Origin of the sequence: Polymorphospora sp. A560 (assembly GCF_045781765.1) — a bacterium.
Taxonomy (GTDB): Bacteria; Actinomycetota; Actinomycetes; order Mycobacteriales; family Micromonosporaceae; genus Polymorphospora; species Polymorphospora lycopeni.
This window is the reverse complement of sequence record NZ_CP122282.1, coordinates 1,854,851-1,870,431: the sequence shown is the minus strand read 5'-3', so window position 1 is coordinate 1,870,431 and position 15,581 is coordinate 1,854,851. Positions and strand designations below refer to the sequence as shown.

General features: G+C 73.6%; 13 protein-coding genes, 1 other RNA gene and 2 pseudogenes. 2 read left to right on the top strand and 14 right to left on the bottom strand.

What is annotated here, in order from left to right:
- Nucleotides 1-97: 97 nt before the first annotated feature.
- The 3 genes from QCD66_RS08565 to QCD66_RS08555 form a co-directional block, all read right to left on the bottom strand.
- Complete coding sequence (locus QCD66_RS08565) at nucleotides 98-1,555, bottom strand: RNB domain-containing ribonuclease (protein ID WP_375736577.1); 1,458 nt, start codon at nucleotides 1,553-1,555, stop codon at nucleotides 98-100.
- Between the two features lie 167 nt (nucleotides 1,556-1,722).
- Nucleotides 1,723-1,926 carry a hypothetical protein gene (locus QCD66_RS08560; protein ID WP_357520771.1) on the bottom strand — a complete coding sequence of 68 codons (204 nt, stop codon included), beginning with the start codon at nucleotides 1,924-1,926 and terminating at the stop codon, nucleotides 1,723-1,725.
- A gap of 127 nt (nucleotides 1,927-2,053) precedes the next feature.
- Nucleotides 2,054-2,476 carry a hypothetical protein gene (locus QCD66_RS08555; RefSeq protein WP_364209575.1) on the bottom strand — a complete coding sequence of 141 codons (423 nt, stop codon included), beginning with the start codon at nucleotides 2,474-2,476 and terminating at the stop codon, nucleotides 2,054-2,056.
- Between the two features lie 159 nt (nucleotides 2,477-2,635).
- Here QCD66_RS08555 and QCD66_RS08550 point away from each other — a divergent pair, with 159 nt between their 5' ends.
- Nucleotides 2,636-3,097 carry a DUF1707 domain-containing protein gene (locus QCD66_RS08550; RefSeq protein ID WP_364209572.1) on the top strand — a complete coding sequence of 154 codons (462 nt, stop codon included), beginning with the start codon at nucleotides 2,636-2,638 and terminating at the stop codon, nucleotides 3,095-3,097.
- 29 nt (nucleotides 3,098-3,126) lie between these two features.
- Here the strand turns inward: QCD66_RS08550 and rnpB are convergent.
- The 7 genes and pseudogenes from rnpB to QCD66_RS08515 all read right to left on the bottom strand — a co-directional run bounded on the left by rnpB (nucleotide 3,127) and on the right by QCD66_RS08515 (nucleotide 10,110).
- Nucleotides 3,127-3,541, bottom strand: an RNA gene (gene rnpB, locus QCD66_RS08545) — RNase P RNA component class A.
- Between the two features lie 167 nt (nucleotides 3,542-3,708).
- Nucleotides 3,709-5,052 (bottom strand): glycoside hydrolase family 18 protein, encoded by a 1,344-nt coding sequence (locus QCD66_RS08540; protein ID WP_407567065.1) that lies wholly within the window; start codon nucleotides 5,050-5,052, stop codon nucleotides 3,709-3,711.
- 237 nt (nucleotides 5,053-5,289) lie between these two features.
- Nucleotides 5,290-6,564 (bottom strand): bifunctional RNase H/acid phosphatase, encoded by a 1,275-nt coding sequence (locus QCD66_RS08535; RefSeq protein ID WP_407567064.1) that lies wholly within the window; start codon nucleotides 6,562-6,564, stop codon nucleotides 5,290-5,292.
- Complete coding sequence (locus tag QCD66_RS08530; protein ID WP_357537786.1) at nucleotides 6,561-7,301, bottom strand: C4-type zinc ribbon domain-containing protein; 741 nt, start codon at nucleotides 7,299-7,301, stop codon at nucleotides 6,561-6,563. Before QCD66_RS08530 ends, QCD66_RS08535 begins: the two co-directional genes overlap by 4 nt.
- Entirely contained in the window at nucleotides 7,298-8,158 is an 861-nt protein-coding gene (locus QCD66_RS08525; protein ID WP_375737182.1) for a Nif3-like dinuclear metal center hexameric protein, read from the bottom strand. Before QCD66_RS08525 ends, QCD66_RS08530 begins: the two co-directional genes overlap by 4 nt.
- A 147-nt stretch (nucleotides 8,159-8,305) precedes the next feature.
- A pseudogene (locus tag QCD66_RS08520) lies at nucleotides 8,306-8,897 on the bottom strand (flavoprotein); the annotation flags it as partial.
- Nucleotides 8,884-10,110, bottom strand: coding sequence for a helix-turn-helix domain-containing protein (locus QCD66_RS08515; RefSeq protein WP_375737180.1), 1,227 nt, complete (start codon nucleotides 10,108-10,110; stop codon nucleotides 8,884-8,886). The pseudogene QCD66_RS08520 and the gene QCD66_RS08515, both read right to left, overlap by 14 nt.
- 297 nt (nucleotides 10,111-10,407) lie before the next feature.
- Here QCD66_RS08515 and QCD66_RS08510 point away from each other — a divergent pair, with 297 nt between their 5' ends.
- Nucleotides 10,408-11,073: a bifunctional DNA primase/polymerase gene (locus QCD66_RS08510; RefSeq protein WP_375737179.1), complete on the top strand. Its 666-nt coding sequence runs from the start codon at nucleotides 10,408-10,410 to the stop codon at nucleotides 11,071-11,073.
- Between the two features lie 310 nt (nucleotides 11,074-11,383).
- Here the strand turns inward: QCD66_RS08510 and QCD66_RS08505 are convergent.
- From QCD66_RS08505 to QCD66_RS08490, 4 genes and pseudogenes are all read right to left on the bottom strand, one after another.
- Nucleotides 11,384-12,100 (bottom strand): annotated as a pseudogene (locus QCD66_RS08505) (FAD:protein FMN transferase); the annotation flags it as partial.
- Between the two features lie 58 nt (nucleotides 12,101-12,158).
- Complete coding sequence (locus QCD66_RS08500) at nucleotides 12,159-12,764, bottom strand: FMN-binding protein (RefSeq protein ID WP_407567063.1); 606 nt, start codon at nucleotides 12,762-12,764, stop codon at nucleotides 12,159-12,161.
- A gap of 9 nt (nucleotides 12,765-12,773) precedes the next feature.
- Nucleotides 12,774-14,198: a ferric reductase-like transmembrane domain-containing protein gene (locus tag QCD66_RS08495; protein WP_375736277.1), complete on the bottom strand. Its 1,425-nt coding sequence runs from the start codon at nucleotides 14,196-14,198 to the stop codon at nucleotides 12,774-12,776.
- Entirely contained in the window at nucleotides 14,195-15,565 is a 1,371-nt protein-coding gene (locus tag QCD66_RS08490) for a DUF1501 domain-containing protein (RefSeq protein ID WP_375736278.1), read from the bottom strand. The genes QCD66_RS08495 and QCD66_RS08490 overlap by 4 nt, the downstream gene beginning before the upstream one ends.
- Nucleotides 15,566-15,581 lie beyond the last annotated feature (16 nt).

Below are 15,581 nucleotides of genomic sequence, written 5' to 3'. Positions count from 1 at the left end.
ATCGTCTGCTGCCCAGACGGTCGACACGCCGCACGACGAACGCCTGAACAGCAGACGATCACGGCCGTCCCGCCGCCAGGCGCGACGGCGCCCGCCGTCAGGCGCGTTCGAAGAGGACCTTGCGGGTGGCCGGGTCGGCCGCGACCAGGCGTACCCGGATCCGCTCACCCAACGGCAGCTCACCCTCGCAGCGGGCGCGTACCGGCGGCTCGTCGATCGCGATCCGCCCGGCCGGCCGGCGGACCTTGCGCCCCGCGTTGCCGCCGTCCCCGGTGCTGGCCGGCGGCTTCGGCGGGGCGTCCACGTCGACCACCGCCGCGTCGAACTCCTCACCGACCCGGTCCCGCAGAAGGACCGCCTCCACCAGGTCGATCGCGCCCCGGTCGGCGGCCGACGCGACCCGGTCGGTCGACGTCATCAGCTCCGGCATCTTCGGCAGCGCCGCCCGCAGCCAGTCCGGCACCGGTTCCCCGGCGTGCAGGGCCAGGCACACCTCGGTCGCGTACCGGTCGGCGAGCCGGCGCAGCGGCGCGGTGACGTGCGCGTACGGCGCCGCCACTCCCCCGTGCCCGGGATCGTCCGGGACGTCACCGTCGAAGGCGGTGTAGCCGGCGCCCCGCATCAACTCGGCCGCCTGGTCGAGAAACGCGGCACCACGCGGGTCGGCCGGGTCGACCGCCGCCAGCATCCGCCCGACCGCGAGATCCGCCGGCCAGTCGACGCCGAGTCCGGCCGCGGCGACCCGAAGGCGCTCGACCGCGTCCGGTCGCGGCGCCGGCATCGTACGCAGCAGCCCGATCCGGCCGGCGAGCATGATACCGGCGGCGGCCATCCCGGTCAGCAGCGAGATCTGCGCGTTGTAGTCCTCGATCAGCCGGGGCGGGCGCAGCACCAGCCGCCAACCGTCGCCGTGCGGCTCGATCTCCTGCTCCGGCAGCGGCAGGTTGACCGCACCCCGGTCCAGGCCCCGCTCGACCAGCAGCGCCCCGATCTCCGGCAGCAGGGCGACCGGCTCCGGCACCGTACCCGCGTCGACGTCGGCCTGCACACCGGCGTAGTCGAGCTTGGCGCGACTGCGTACCCGGGCCCGCCGTACGTCGACCTCGGTGATCGCCCCGTCGGCGTCCAGGTCGATCGTCCACAGCACGGCGGGTCGTACGACGTCCGGCAGCAGGCTCGCCGCGCCCTCGCTCAGCACGGTCGGGTGCAGCGGCACCTTGCCGTCCGGCAGGTAGATGGTCTGGCCGCGCCGCCACGTCTCCGCCTCCAGCGCGCCACCGGGCCGGACGAACGGCACCACGTCGGCGATCGCGTAGTGCACCCGGTAGCCGCCGCCCGCCCGGCGGGCCAGGCACACCGCCTGGTCCAGGTCACGCGACGTCGGCGGGTCGATCGTCACCAGCGGCAGGTCGGTGCGGTCGAGTTCGGGCGGCGCCACCCCGGCCGCCTCCTCGGCCTCGACCAGCGCCGCGGGTGGGAACTCCGTCGGCAGGTCCAGTTCGCGGCGCAGGCCGCCGAAGTCGATGCGGGGCGCGAGTATGCGACGGATCACCACCGGTCATTCCTACCAGTGCCGGTGGCCCGACGCGATCACCGCGACGGCTCGATCCGGTTCCGTCGATCGTGTTCCCGCTCCCGCTCCCTCTCCCTTGATCGTCAGGTGCCCAGCGGTACGACACGCCGTACCTGCCGCCGCTGTGCACCTGACGATCGTGAACGGCGCTACCGCTCGTCGCCGGCCCAGCGTTCGTCCTCCGCCTTCCAGGCGGCGTTGCGCTCGTCGACCCGCTGCATCGCCTGCTCGGCGGCGGCCCGGGTCGGATACGGCCCGAGCACGTACCGGTCGGCGCACTTGTCGCTCGGGGTCTCGACCCGGTGGTGACGCGTGCACCAGTAGTACTGCACATCACTTCCGATGCCACTCATGGCACAACTCTGCACCGCGCACGGCCGCCCCGCCACCGCTGCGCCGTACCCGGTGCGTTCCGGCCGCCGGCCGGGCGTCGGCGAGGCACACGTGACGCGACTCCGAACACTGTGGACGCGGCACCGGTCATCCGACGGCGGGCTCCGGCGGTACGTGGGACTCCGTCGCCACGCGGACGAAGGTCTCCCGGACGCGCGCATAGTCGGCGGGCTCGACGGACCAGACCCACCAGTGACCGCTGTCGACCATGAGGATCCGCGACCGTGGCAGGCCGGCGTCGTCGAACCCGACGAAGTCACCGTCGATGACCTGAACGTCCGTGTCGGCCAGCGCCACCATCTCCGCCCAGGAGAGCCGCACACCCGCCGGCTCCCGTGACTGATCCTCGACGGCAAGGGTGCCCTGCGGCCACACGGCGCGGACGTCACCGTTGAACTCCGCCCAGAACAGCCGCCAGTGCAGCGACCCGCGATCACCGAGGCACCGCATGACCTCGCCGAGGCCGATCAGGGTTCCGTCCACCCAGCAGGGCATCCGCACCGCGTGCACGGCCCCATGATGTCTGACCGGCCGATGGGGCAGACCGCTCGACGTCAGTCTGGGCAGAGCGGGCCTGGACGCGGCCGCCCGACTCGTCACGGCACACCTGGCACAGCGAGAATCGGCGAGAGCCCATCAGCATGACCGGGTCGTCAGTAGGCTCCGCTTGTGAACGACCTGCGGGTGTCCGATCGTGACCGGGAAGCTGTCGTGACCCGGCTCGGTACCGCTGCCGGCGAGGGGCGACTGTCCCTCGCCGAGCTTGGCGATCGGTCAGGGCAGGCGTATGCCGCGAAGACCTACAGCGAACTGGAGGCCCTGGTCGCCGACCTGCCGCTGGCGGAGCGCGAGCACCGGAGCCCGGTCGTCGACTACACGGGCCCGGCCCTGTCGCTCTTGGCGCTGGCCGGAGGCGTGGTCTGGATGCCGCTGTTCCCGCACCTCGAATTCAGCGCCCTCTCGGGAGTCGCCGGCGTCGTGTTCGGCGTTTTCGGGATCCGGGCAAGCGCCCACGCTCTCTGCCGTGCGGTGGCGGTCCTGGGGCTTGTCGGGGGCTCGGTCGGCGTCGTACTGCAAGCCGCCTGGGTCGCTCTGCACGTACTGAGTCACGTGCACGACTCGATCTTCTAGTGCGTAACAGACCAACGAACTGGGAGCGACGGACGAGTCGACCTGTACGCCGGATTCTGTGACCGGCGCCACCGGAGACCGGTGACGTCGGCGGCGGCCATCCATCTAGGCCTGCCGTTGCCGGCAGGCTCGAGCGGCCTACCCGCAGGCTCGGGCGGGCCGCCCTCGAACGCCTGCGCAGACCATCGCCTTGCGGCGAGGGCCCTTCTTGGCCTTGCTCCGGGTGGGGTTTACCGAGCCATCCCGGTCACCCGGGATGCTGGTGGGCTCTTACCCCACCGTTTCACCCTTACCGGCCCGGTTGTCCGGTCCGGCGGTTTGTTTTCTGTGGCACTTTCCCGCGGGTCGCCCCGGGTTGCCGTTAGCAACCACCCTGCCCTGTGGAGTCCGGACGTTCCTCGGCGGCGGGTTCGCACCCACCGACGCGACCGCCCGATCGACTCGTCCGTCGCGCCGACAATCCTACGTTCTGGTCGTCGGAGCAGCCCACCCCGCCCTTGATCCCCGTGATCAGGGGCCGTGCACCCCGGCACACCGACGACACGCGCGACAAAGTCCCTGATCACGGGGATCAAGGGCCCGGCGCCGGAAGGGCGCCGGGCCACAGCGCGTTACGGGGTCCAGAGGCCCAGGTGGATGGTGCGGGTGAGGGTGGCGTTCTCGTCGTCGCCGTCCAGCGACCACATCATCGCGCCGCCGAGGCCCTTGGTCCGGATGTACAGGGCCTTCTGCAGCACGACGGCCGGGTCGTCGTACGTCCAGAAGGTGGTGCCGTCGAAGAGCCAGGCGTGGCCGGCGCGCAGGTCGCGGTGCACCCGGTAGCCGTTCTTGCCGACCAGGTTCTTCAGCAGCTTGTAGTCCTCGTAGCCGGCGTCCCACGTCGCCGGCGCCGGCCCGGTCGAGTTGCCGAACAGGCCGGTCCGGCTGCCGGTGATCCCGGTCCAGCCGCGCCCGTAGTAGGGGATGCCGAGCACGAGCTTGTCGCGCGGCGCGCCCCGGGAGGTCCAGGCGTCGATGGTGCGGTCGACGGAGTACGCCGGTTCGGTGGCGCCGGCCGGCACCCGCAGCGCCGACTGGTGGTTGGCGACCGATTCCCAGCTGCCGTGGAAGTCGTAGCCCTGCACGGTGACGAAGTCGAAGCTCTTCAGCACCTTGCGGACCTCGAAGCCGGCGTCGATCGCGGTCGGGTTGGCCGGCACGAACGCGGTCAGCTCGTAGTGCTTGCGGTCGGTGCGGCCGACGGCGTCGAGCTGGCGGCGGAACTCGGCGGCCAGGGCGGTGAAGTTCTGCTTGTCCTCGGGGCGGATGACGTTGCCGGGTTCACCGGCCGAGCCGGGCCATTCCCAGTCGAGGTCGATACCGTCGAAGAGGCCGGCCGCGGCGCCGGGGCCGCCCGCGCTGCCGTCCGGGTTGGGCAGGTTGCCCTTGATGTAGAGGTCGATGCAGGAGGCGACGAACCGTTCCCGGGCCTCCTTGGTGACGGCCGCGTTGGAGAAGTACGTCGACCAGCTCCAGCCACCGAGCGAGATCATCACCTTGAGGTCGGGGTGCAGGGCCTTGAGCTTCTGGAGTTGGCCGAAGTTGCCGTTGAGGGGTTCGCCCCAGGTGTCGGCGACGCCGTCGACGCTCTCCTCCGCGGGCACCGGCCGCTGGTAGTCGGCCCACGGGTCGCCTTCGCCGGGGCCGCCGTCGATGTAGCAGCGGCCGTCCTCGGAGACGTTGCCGAAGGCGTAGTTGACGTGGGTGAGGCGGGCGGCGGCACCGGAGTCGTGGAGTTTCTTGACGGTGAAGGCCCGGCCGTAGATGCCCCACTGGGTGAAGTAGCCGACCTTGTGGAAGCCGTCGCGGTGCCGGTTGCCCCCGAAGGCGTTGGCGGCGCTGGCGGGGGCCACGGTGACCAGCACGGCGACGGTGGCGACGACGGCCGCGACGCGGCGGCCGAGATGTCTGCGCATTCGTACTCCCTGGCGGGTTGGAGCCGAAATCAGTTAGGAAACTTTGCTGATTGACGAAGGTATGCCGAACCGCGACCCGGGTCAATCCCCACCCGCCCCAGGGCTCCCACGTCGGCGGGCCAAAGCCCGCCGATCGAGGAGAAATCATGGCGATCCCCGCCTGATTCGCCCACAACATCCCCTTGATCAACGCAGAAGCCGCCCCCGGCGCCAGGCGTCGGGGGCGGCTTTCGGCTTTCAGCGCAGGTGGGACGTGTCGTTGACCGTGCGTACGGCGACGTTGCCGTCCGGCCAGGTGTCCACTACGGACAGTCCAGCCGGGTCGAGGTAGAGGCGGTGCAGGAACGCGTCGCCCGCCGCGAGCGCGTCGCGCAGCAGGATCTTCACCGGCGAGACGTGCGAGACCACCACCACGGTCCCACCCGGGTACGTCGTCAGCAGCCCCGCCGCGACCCGGCGGACCCGTTTGGTGACCGCCGCGAACGACTCGCCACCGGGCGGCGCCACCGCCACCGACTTCAGCCACCGGTCGAGTTCGGCCGGCCAGCGGTCGCGTACCTCGGCGAAGGTGTGTCCCTCCCAGACGCCGAAGTCGACCTCGATCAGGTCCGGCTCGACCACCACCGGCGGTCCGCCGAGCGTCGCGGCGACCGCCTCGGCGGTGGCCGTACAGCGCGACAGCGGTGAGGTGACCACGGCCGCGACCGGCGTGTCGCCGACGAGCCGGGCGATCCGGTCGGCGGCGGCGGCGACCTGGTCCCGGCCCCGTTCGGACAGCGGAATGTCGCCGCGCCCGGAGTAGCGGCGCTGGGCGGTGTAGTCGGTCTCGCCGTGCCGGAGCAGCACCAGCCGGGTCGCCGCCGACACCGGCCGGGGTTCCCACGTCGGCCGGGCCGCGCCGCCCTTCGCCGCCGCCCGCGCGGCGACCTCCCGGGCCTGGGCCCGGGCCGCCGAGTCGGGGCCGGCGACCTGGCGGGCCTCCTCGTCCACCCCGCCGGCCGCCGGCCTGGGGACCGGCGCGGCGGCCCGCGCCGGCCCGACCGCGCCCGGCTCGGCGGCGGTGACGACGGCACCGGCCGGCCCCCGGGCCGGCTTGCCGGCGGCGCGGTCCATCGCGGCGTTGGCCAGCCCGTCGGCGTGCTTGTTGCGCTCGCGCGGGATCCAGCCGAAGGTGACCGCGTCGAAGCGGCGTACGAGGGTGGCGGCCTGGGCGGCGAGCGGCCGCAGGCCGGCGTTCTTGATCTGCCAGCGGCCGGACATCTGCTCGACGACCAGCTTGGAGTCCATCCGGACGTCGACCTCGCTGGCGCCGAGTTCGGCGGCGGCCTCCAGGCCGGCGAGCAGCCCGCGGTATTCCGCGACGTTGTTGGTGGCGACGCCGATCGCCTCGGCCCGCTCGGCGAGCACCTCGCCGGTGCCGGCGTCACGGACGACGGCGCCGAAGCCGGCCGGTCCGGGATTGCCGCGGGCTCCGCCGTCGGCCTCGACGACGACCTTCGGGCCGCCGGTCACAGACCGGATTCCGCGGTACGGACCATGATGCGCCGGCACTCCTCGCAGCGCACCACCTCGTCGGCGGGGGCCGCCTTGATCCGGGCCCGGTCCGCGCCGTACAGCTCCAGCCGGCAGCCACCGCACCGGCCGTGGGTCACCAGCGCGGCGCCGAGGCCGCCCGACGACTCGCGGATCTTGTCGTAGAGGGTGACCAGATCGGCGGGCAGGTCCGCGGCGAGCGGCTGGCGGGCGGTGGTCTTGAACTCCTCCTCCTTGGTGATGTCGGCCAGCGCCTGGTCGCGTCGCACCTCGGTCGCCGCGCGCTTGTCCCGGGTCTGCGCGAGCCGGCTCTCGACGTCGTCGACGGCGGCCTGGGCGGTCTCCCGCTGCTCCATCAGTTCCAGTTCGGCGTCCTCGAGTTCGGTCTGCCGGCGGTTGAGCGAGTTCAGCTCGTGCTGGAGGGCCTCGAGTTCGCGGGCCGGGCCGCGCCCGGCCGTCAGCCGGTCCTGGTCCTTGTCCTTGCGGACCCGGACCTGTTCGATGTCGCGCTCCAGCCGGGCGATGTCCCGGTCGAGGTCGTCGACGGTGACCTGGGCGCGGACCCGCTCGTCCTCCAGCGCCGACAGCTCCCGGGCCAGCTCGTCCAGCCCGGCGTGCTCGGGCAGGGTACGCCGCTTGTGGGCGAGCTGGGCGAGCGCGGTGTCGATCGCCTGAAGGTCGAGCAGGCGACGCTGGTCTTGCGGGTCGGCCTTCACGGAGTGGGCTCCTTTGGGGTGGGTACGGAGTTGGCGTGCAACGTCCACGGATCGGTGTCCACATCGGACACGCTGACGGGCAGGCCGGGATCGGCGCGCAGGTGGTCGGCGACGTCGTCGAGCCAGGGCCGCTCGGTCGCCCAGTGCGCGGCGTCGAGCAGTGCCGGGCCGCCCTCGGCCAGGTGCTCGCTGGCCGGGTGGTGGCGCAGGTCGGCGGTCAGGTAGGCGTCGACGCCGGCCGCGACGGCGGCACCGAGGTAGGAGTCGCCGGCCCCGCCGCAGACCGCCACCGTCTCGATCCGGCGGTCGGCGGCGCCGCCGGCGCGTACGCCCCAGGTGGTCCTCGGCAGGGCGACGGCGGCCAACGCGGTCAGCTCGGCGAGGGTCATCGGGCGGGACAGCCGGCCGATCCGCCCGATCCCGCGCCCGCCGCCGGCGGCCGGGCCGTCCGGGACCGCCGGGCGCAGCGGACGCAGGTCGGTCAGGCCCAGCCGGGCGGCCAGCGCGTCGGAGACGCCGGGACTGGCGACGTCGGCGTTGGTGTGCGCCACGTAGAGGGCGATGTCGTGCTTGATGAGCCGGTGGACGGCGCGGCCCTTGTAGGTCGTCACGGCGACCGAGGACACCCCGCGCAGCAGGAGCGGATGGTGGGCCACGATCAGGTCGGCGCCGGCCTCGACCGCCTCGGCGACCGTCTCCGGCACGCAGTCGACGACGCACAGCACCCGCCGTACGGCGGCCCGGGGGTCGCCGACGACCAGCCCGACCCGGTCCCACTGCTCGGCCCAGGCCGGCGGGTAGCGGCGTTCGAGCGCCGCGACGACGTCACCGACCGTGTGGCCGCCGTCGCCCGCCACCCCGTCGGCGGGCCCCGGTCGCGATCCAGTTGTGCTCACGGCGGCCCAGCTTACCGGCTACCGCCCGGCCCGGAGCCCTCCTCGGCGGTGGGCGGCCGCCGCCCGCCGGCCACGTCGCCGGGGCCGGCGGGCGGGTGGGTCCTCAGGGGCGGCGGCCGTCGACGCCGACGGCGGCGTGCAGCGCGCCGATGGCGAGCTGCCACGGGAAGCTGTCGAGGCTCTTCTCTCCGGTGCCCGGGGCGTGCAGGGGCATCACGTCGTCGCCGAAGAGGACGGTCACCCCCCAGCCCCGCAGCCGGGTCAGGTTGTCGCGGAACACCGGATGGGCCGCCATCGCCGAGTTGGTGTACGGCATCACGACGATCGGCAACCCCCGGCCCTGCCCCTCGACCAGCAGGCCGAGGGCGAGGGTGTCGGCGATCCCGGCGGCCCACTTGTTGACCGTGTTCACCGTCGCCGGCGCCACGATGATGGCGTCGGGCGGCGGTAACACGTCGGGGTCGCCGGGGTTCTTGTAGTTGCTGCGTACCGGATGGGTGGTCTGGGCGGCCAGGGCCGGCACGTCGACGAACTTGCGGCCGTCGGGTGTGGTGACGACGCAGACGTCCCAGCCCTGGTCCTGGGCCAGCGCCACCAGGCGGCCCACCTTGCGGGCGAGCGGTGAGCCACAGGCGATGATGTACAGCACCCGCGTCGAGTACCCCCTCACGCGGTCGGTCCCCGCGTCATACGCCGACACCCATGTGCTCCGCCAACTCTGCCACCGGGGCGGAGGGCACACCACGGGTTCGGCGCAGTACGTCGGCCATGACCTCGTGCGCGACCGGCCGGCACCGGATCTCGGAGGGGGCCAGCCGGTCGCCCTCGAGGAGCATTTCGCTGGCCTTCTCCACGTCGCCGATCTGGGTGTAGCCGCGAGCGATGTCTATGTAGTGGTGGGCCCGGCGCTCGGGCAGCAGCGCGTTGAAGCCATCGCCGATGGTCTCATGTGTCTCGACCGCGTGGCGCCCCTCGCCCAACTCGACGGCGGCGGCCGCCCGGTGCAGCCGGACGTTGGTCGGCCCGAAACTGGTCCAGTAGTGGTTCTGGTCCTCGCCGACGGCCTCGGCGGCCTCGCCCGCGCTGTGCAACAGGTCGCGTACCGTCGCGCTGTCGCCGATCCGGGCGGCGGCCATCGCCCCCTGGAGCAGCAGCATCCCGTACACCGAGAGGCGTTCGGGGGTGGTCTCCTTCGCGCCGCCGGGGGCGAGGCGGTTGGCGACGTTGACGTTGACCTCCAGGGCCGGGCGGGCCCGGCCGAGGGCGAGCAGGGCGTTGCCGACCCGGTAGGTGGCGACGCCGGCCAGCAGCGGGTCACCGGCCCGTTGCGCCACCGCGATGGCCCGGTCGCCGGCGAGCCAGGACAGTTCGTGCTCGCCGACCTTGCGCAGGGCCGACGACGCGATCTGGTAGACCTGGCCGAGCAGGTGGGCGGCGTCGCGCCCCTCGGCGCTGCCGGCGTACGCGCTGTCGGCGCACTGCGCGTCGCGGACCAGTTTCGGTAACGCCCGGGCCAGTACGCCGTACTTGGCGTGCTGGTAGGTCAGCCAGGCGTGGCTGACCGCCTTGCGCAACTCCCCCAGCGGCTGCGGCTGCGGCGGGGCGTCGAAGAAGGCGCTGATGGAGTCGTACCGCTCCAGGGCGGCCCGGATCTGGTCGACCTCGATCTGGTCGATGCAGTTGACGCTGTCGGGCCGGCGTTCCGGCTCCTTGCCGACCAGCAACTGGACGTCGACCTGGAGGACGTCGGCGATCTCGTAGACCACCGAGAACTTGTCGAGCCGGCGGACCCCCCGCTCGACCTTGTCCACCCAGCTCTTCGACTTGTCGAGCCGGTCGGCGAACACCTGTTGCGACATCTTCCGGCGGGACCGCCAGTATGCGACGCGGCGCCCGATGGGCAGTTCGTCCACGTCCGTTCCTCCCCCTCGCTTGCGCGGCGCTTCCGGGCCGCGAGCTCCAGAGTCCCCCCGACGGGACTACGCCCGGCGCGGTCGTGCCTTGTTCCCCCAGTCAGGGCGCGGCGGCGCCGGTGCCACCCGTTGGTGCTGGTCGCACAGCGGGTACGTCACGTGGCTGACTGATGCTCGTAGTTTTCGATGCAAGTTGCAAACGGCTCTTGGAGTACGCAACGACGGCGTGTCGTGTTTAGTGACGATGCCGGGCGCCTGATATGACGCCCGGCCGCCCACGTGGGGAGTTCCCTGACCATGCGGTGGACACTGCGACCATTCCCGACCCTCGACCGGCTGCGCCTGCGGCGAGCCGCGGACCGGTTCGCCGAGCACGGCTGGCCGGTGACCCCGGGCGCCTATCTCGCCGGCCGCCGGTTCACCTGCGACCGGGCCGGCTGCCCGACGACCGGCTGCCACCCGGCCGACGAGCACTGGGAGCGCACCGCCAGCGCCGACCGGGGCCGGATCAGCCGGTGGTGGCGCCGCCGCCCGCACGCCGTGCTGCTGGCGACCGGGCACACCTTCGACGCACTGGAGGTGCCCGCATCTCTCGGCCTGCGGGTGCTCGGGGCGACCCGCCTGCACGCCGGGCTCGGCTCGAGCCAGCTCCGGGTCCGCGGCCCGGTCGCGGTGACGCCGACGGCCCGCTGGATGTTCCTGGTACGCCCCGGCGACCCGCTGCGTCCCGAACTCGAGGAAAGCCTCGACGTGGTCCGGCACGGGCCGGGCTCGTGGGTGCCCGCGCCACCGACCCGGCTGCCCGAGGGGCCGGTGCGCTGGATGGTGGCGCCGCACGAGTGCCGGTGGCGGCTGCCCGACTCGTACGCCGTACAGGCGATGCTGGTCGACGCGCTCGGCGCGCCACGGCCGGCGCTCCGGGCGCTGGCCCGGCAACCATCCACACTGCACAACGCCGCCTGAGCCCCGGCGCCGGCCCGCGCCGCGGTGCCCGGTCGGGGACCGGGGTCGCGGGCTCGGCGCGGGCGGGGTCAGCCATGTCAGGTCACAACGTAGTGCGATAACGATCATGGGTCGATCCCCTGAACGGCGTATCCGCCCCTCGACCTGCGCGGGTCCCGCCGGACCCGGCCCCGTCCGCCGCACCGCCGGCCGACCCGCCGCCGTCCGCCGCGCCGCCCTTCGACCCGCCGCCGATCGATTCTCCGCTGGCCGATTCTCCGCTGGCCGATTCGCCGCCGATCGGTCCGCCGCCGATCGGTCCGCCGCCGCCGACGACCGGCAGCCCGGCGGAACGCAGGCACGTCGCGTCGTCGGCGACCACCGCGCACTCGTGGCCGGCCCGCCCGGCCAGCCAGTCCGCGCCGGAGCGGCCCATCGCCACCGCCGCCGTCGCGTAGGCGTCGGCGACCCCGAGGTCGGCGCCGACGACGGTGACCGAGCGCAGGCCGCGGGCCGGTCGACCGGTGCGCGGGTCGACGACGTGGTGGCCGCGCTCGTAGACCCCGGACGTGGCCACCGCGAGATCGGTGCCGGCCAGCACCCAGGCGACCTTCGTGGCGTTCCACGGATGCCGTACGCCGATCCGCCACGGCCGTCCCGACGAGGCGTGGCCGCGCACCCGTACGTCGCCACCGGCGTTGAGACAGTGGTTGGCCGCGCCGGCGGCGAGCAGCCGGTCCGAGGCGACCTGCACCGCCCAGCCCTTGACGTAGCCGGACGGGTCGAGGCGGCCGGTAGCGTACGCGTCGAAGTAGCCGTCGGTCTCGCCCCACAACTCGGCGCAGCGCTCCAGTACGGCCCGCAGGTCGGCCGAGGCGTCCGGCAGCGACAGCGTCCCCCGGTCGAGGCGGCTGACCTCGCTGTCGTCGCGGTAGGTGCTGAACCGCGCGTCGACCAGGCGCAGCCAGGCGAACACCCCGTCGGCCAGCTCGTCCAGTGTGGACGGCCGTAGCGGGTCGGCGACGTCGAGGCTGACCGCCGTACCCATGACGTGCTCGACCCGGCGCAGGCCGGGCCGCAGCCGCCGGCCGGGCCGGACCCCCATGTCAGCCCCGCTCTCCCCGGGCGGCGGCGTCGATCGCGCCCTGCAACGACTCCCGGTAGCTCTGGCTGGTGTAGGTGGCGCCGGAGACGGTGTCGAGGTCGGCTCCCTGCTCACGCAGGGCCTCGGCCCGCAGCAGCGGTTCGGCGCGGGCGCTGAGCTGGCTGGAGCGCGACGAGCTCTCCGGCATCTCCAGCGTGCGGATCTCGGTGATCCGGTCGCCGGTCACGGTGATCTGCACCTGGACGGCGCCGTAGTCGTTGGCCGCGATCGGCCCGGTCACCTTGTGCGGACCGGCCGCCGGCGGCGGTGCGGCCGGCGTGGTGCGGGCCGGGCCGGGCGCCGCGCCGGTCCGGGTCGGCTGCCCGGCCGGCGCGGACCGGGACGGTCGGGCCGACGGGGCGGGTTCGTCCGCCGGGGTCGCCGACGGCGCCGGCGACGGGGTGGCCGGGTCGGCGGACGGCGGGACCGGACCGGACGGCACCGCGCCGGTCGGCCCGGCCAGGACCGGAGGCGGGGCGGCCGGACCGGAGGCGGCGGCGCCCTTGACCACCACGAGCAGGGTGGTGCCGGCGGCCAGGCCGGCGAGGCCGAGGACGGCGCGACGCATCGGATCTCCCTACAGCTCGAACGTGGCGACGTGGATCTGCCGGCGCGGCACACCGGCCCGGCGCAGCGCCCGTACCGACGCCTCGACCAGGCCGGGCGGGCCGCAGAGGTAGACGTCGCGGCGGGCCACGTCGGGTACGAGGTGACGCAGCCCGGCGGCACTGAGCACCTGCCGGGGGCCGGGGTCGTCGCGGGAGCCGATGACGTACCAGACGTCGGCGTGCCGGGCCCGGGCCAGCCAGTCCAGTTCGCGCCGCAGCAGCACGTCGGCGGTGGTACGGGCCCGGTAGATCAGCGCCGCGCCCGGCGGCACCTCCTCCAGCAGGGCCCGGACCGGGGCGATCCCGCTGCCGCCGGCGATGAGCAGGGCGTTGTCGCGGGTGCGGTGGGCGGCGGTGAAGGTGCCCGCCGGACCGTCGGCCCAGACCCGCGTACCCGGGTCGAGGTCGCGCAGGTCGGCGGTGTGCCGGCCGACGACCTTGACGGTGATCCGCAGCCAGCGGCCGTTGCGGGCGGCCGAGACCGAGAACGGGTGGGCCTGCCACCAGCAGCCGCGGGCGAGGAACCGCCAGCGGAAGAACTGGCCGCCGAGCGTCTCGAGCTGGTCGAGCCGGTGGCCGGTCAGGTAGACCGAGACGGTGTCCGGGCTCTCGGCGACCACGTCGGCGACCCGCAGCCGGTGCCGGAAGTTGAACACCAGGGGCTCGACGATCCGGCCCCACAGCAGGGCGACGAGCACCCCCGCGTACATCGCGATCCACAGGGTGCGGACCGGGCCGGGCCGGAAGAGTTGCTGGCCGTGCGCGAACTGGTGCCCGAACCCGAGCAGGAGTACGGCGTAGCCGGACAGGTGCAGGACGTGCCACAGCTCGTACGGCAGGACCCGGCGGACCGCCCGGATGCCGGTGAGGCCGAGCAGGACCATGACGCCGGCGGCGGCGAAGGCGGCGACCATGTGCTGGTATTCGGTGAGCAGCAGCCGCACCTCGCCGGGCACCGAGATGCGGTCCAGGCTGGCGTAGCCGAGGACGATCAGGGCCATGTGGGCGAGCACGGCGACGACCAGGGTGGCGCCGATGTCGCGGTGCCAGCGGGTCAGGTGCTCGGCGCCGATCCACCGTTCGAGCGGCCGCAGCCGGCTCATCAGCAGGACCTGGACCAGCAGCACGTAGCCGGCGAAGAGCCCGGTGATCCGGCCGGCGGCGGTCAGCAGTTCACCGGTGCTGTCGAGCGACCCGGCCGGGGTGTCCAGCCACCACGGCACGACGCTGGCCACCAGGCCGGTCCAGAGCAGCACCGCGACGCCGCGCCGGCCGGCCGCCCCGCGCCGCGGCGGAACCGCGACCGGTACGGCCGGCGGCGCGGACGGCCCGGTGCCGGTCCGGGCCGGGGTCTCCCGCCGACGCGCGGCGGACCGGGTGTGGTGGCTGGTCACGCGAACAGCTTCACCGGTGTGTACCTCTGCCGCGGGAAGATCTTCTCCACCTCGGCGTCGGTGAGGCCGAAGCGGCCCTGCGCCACCGATCCGTAGACGTGGAACATGTTGTTGAACTCGGGCACGTCGCCGCTGTCGAGCTTGTCCAGCCCCTGCCAGTCGCCGAGCAGCGAGCCGGCCAGCTTCCGGCCGGACAGCACGGTGACCACGCCGCCGTGGCCGTGGTCGGTGCCGCTGCCGTTCTGGGCGACCCGGCGGCCGAACTCGCTGGAGACCATGACGGTGACGTCGGCGGCCTTGTCACCGAGGTCGTCGAAGAACGCGGCCAGCGCCGACGCCAGCTCGCCGAGCCGGCGGTACAGGTAGCCGCCGTCACGGGTGCCCTGGTTCTCGTGCGTGTCGTAGCCGCCCATGCCGATCGTGGCGACCCGGACGTTGGCGCCACCCTTGATCAGGTGGGCGAGCTGGCGGAAGGCGTTGCCGACGCCCTCGTACGTCACGCCCTCGGCCGGTTCGTAGCCCTGCGCGGCGAGCTTCCGCGCGGTGGCGAGCGCCGCGAGGCCGGCATGCACCGACTCCTCCACCGGGTGGTTGATTCCGGTGAAGAGGCCCTTGATCGCCTCGGCGGTGGCGTCGCGGAACCGGCCGTCGCCGTTGAGGTTCAGCGACCCGACGCTGTTCAGCGAGATCGCGCCGTTGGTGCCGACCAGTGACCGGGGCAGCGTGCTGCCGATGCCGACGCTGCGGAAGGCGGTGCCGGGACCGAGTACGTCGACCAGGCTGTCGAGGAAGCCGCGGCCGCCGGTCTCGTTGGGCAGCCCGCCGAGGTTGCAGGCGTCGGCGGCCTGGAAGTGGCTGCGGGACAGCCGGGGGTCGGACACCGCCGGTACGAAGCCGAGCTGCCCGGCCTTCAGGTGTTTCTCCAGCGGCCGGAAGGCGCCGGTCAGCTTGAAGTTGCGGTCCAGCGCGATCGAGTCGTTGTCGGGCAGGACCAGGTCGGGGCGTACCTTGGCGAGCAGGTCGTCCTCGTCCGCCGGGGCGATGAGGCTGAGCCCGTCGAGCCCGCCGTAGAGGAAGACGTGCACCAGCGTGCCGCCCGGCGTCGCCGCGAACGACGCCCGCGCCGACACGAACTGGGTGGTGGCCAGGGCCGTCACGGTGGCGGCGGCGCCGGCGACGAACGTACGCCGGGTCACCCCGCGCCCGTCCTGCTGGGCCTCCTCCTCGTCGTTCAGCGTCCGGAAGCGGTCGCGCTCGGCGGCATCCTCGGCCGCGACGGCGGCGGCCTCGGCCCGCAGGAGCGCGTCGGCCCGGGTGGGTCCGAGCCGGCGCAGGTCGGGACAGGTCGGATGCAGCGGGTATCGCACGTTGGTCTCCATCGGG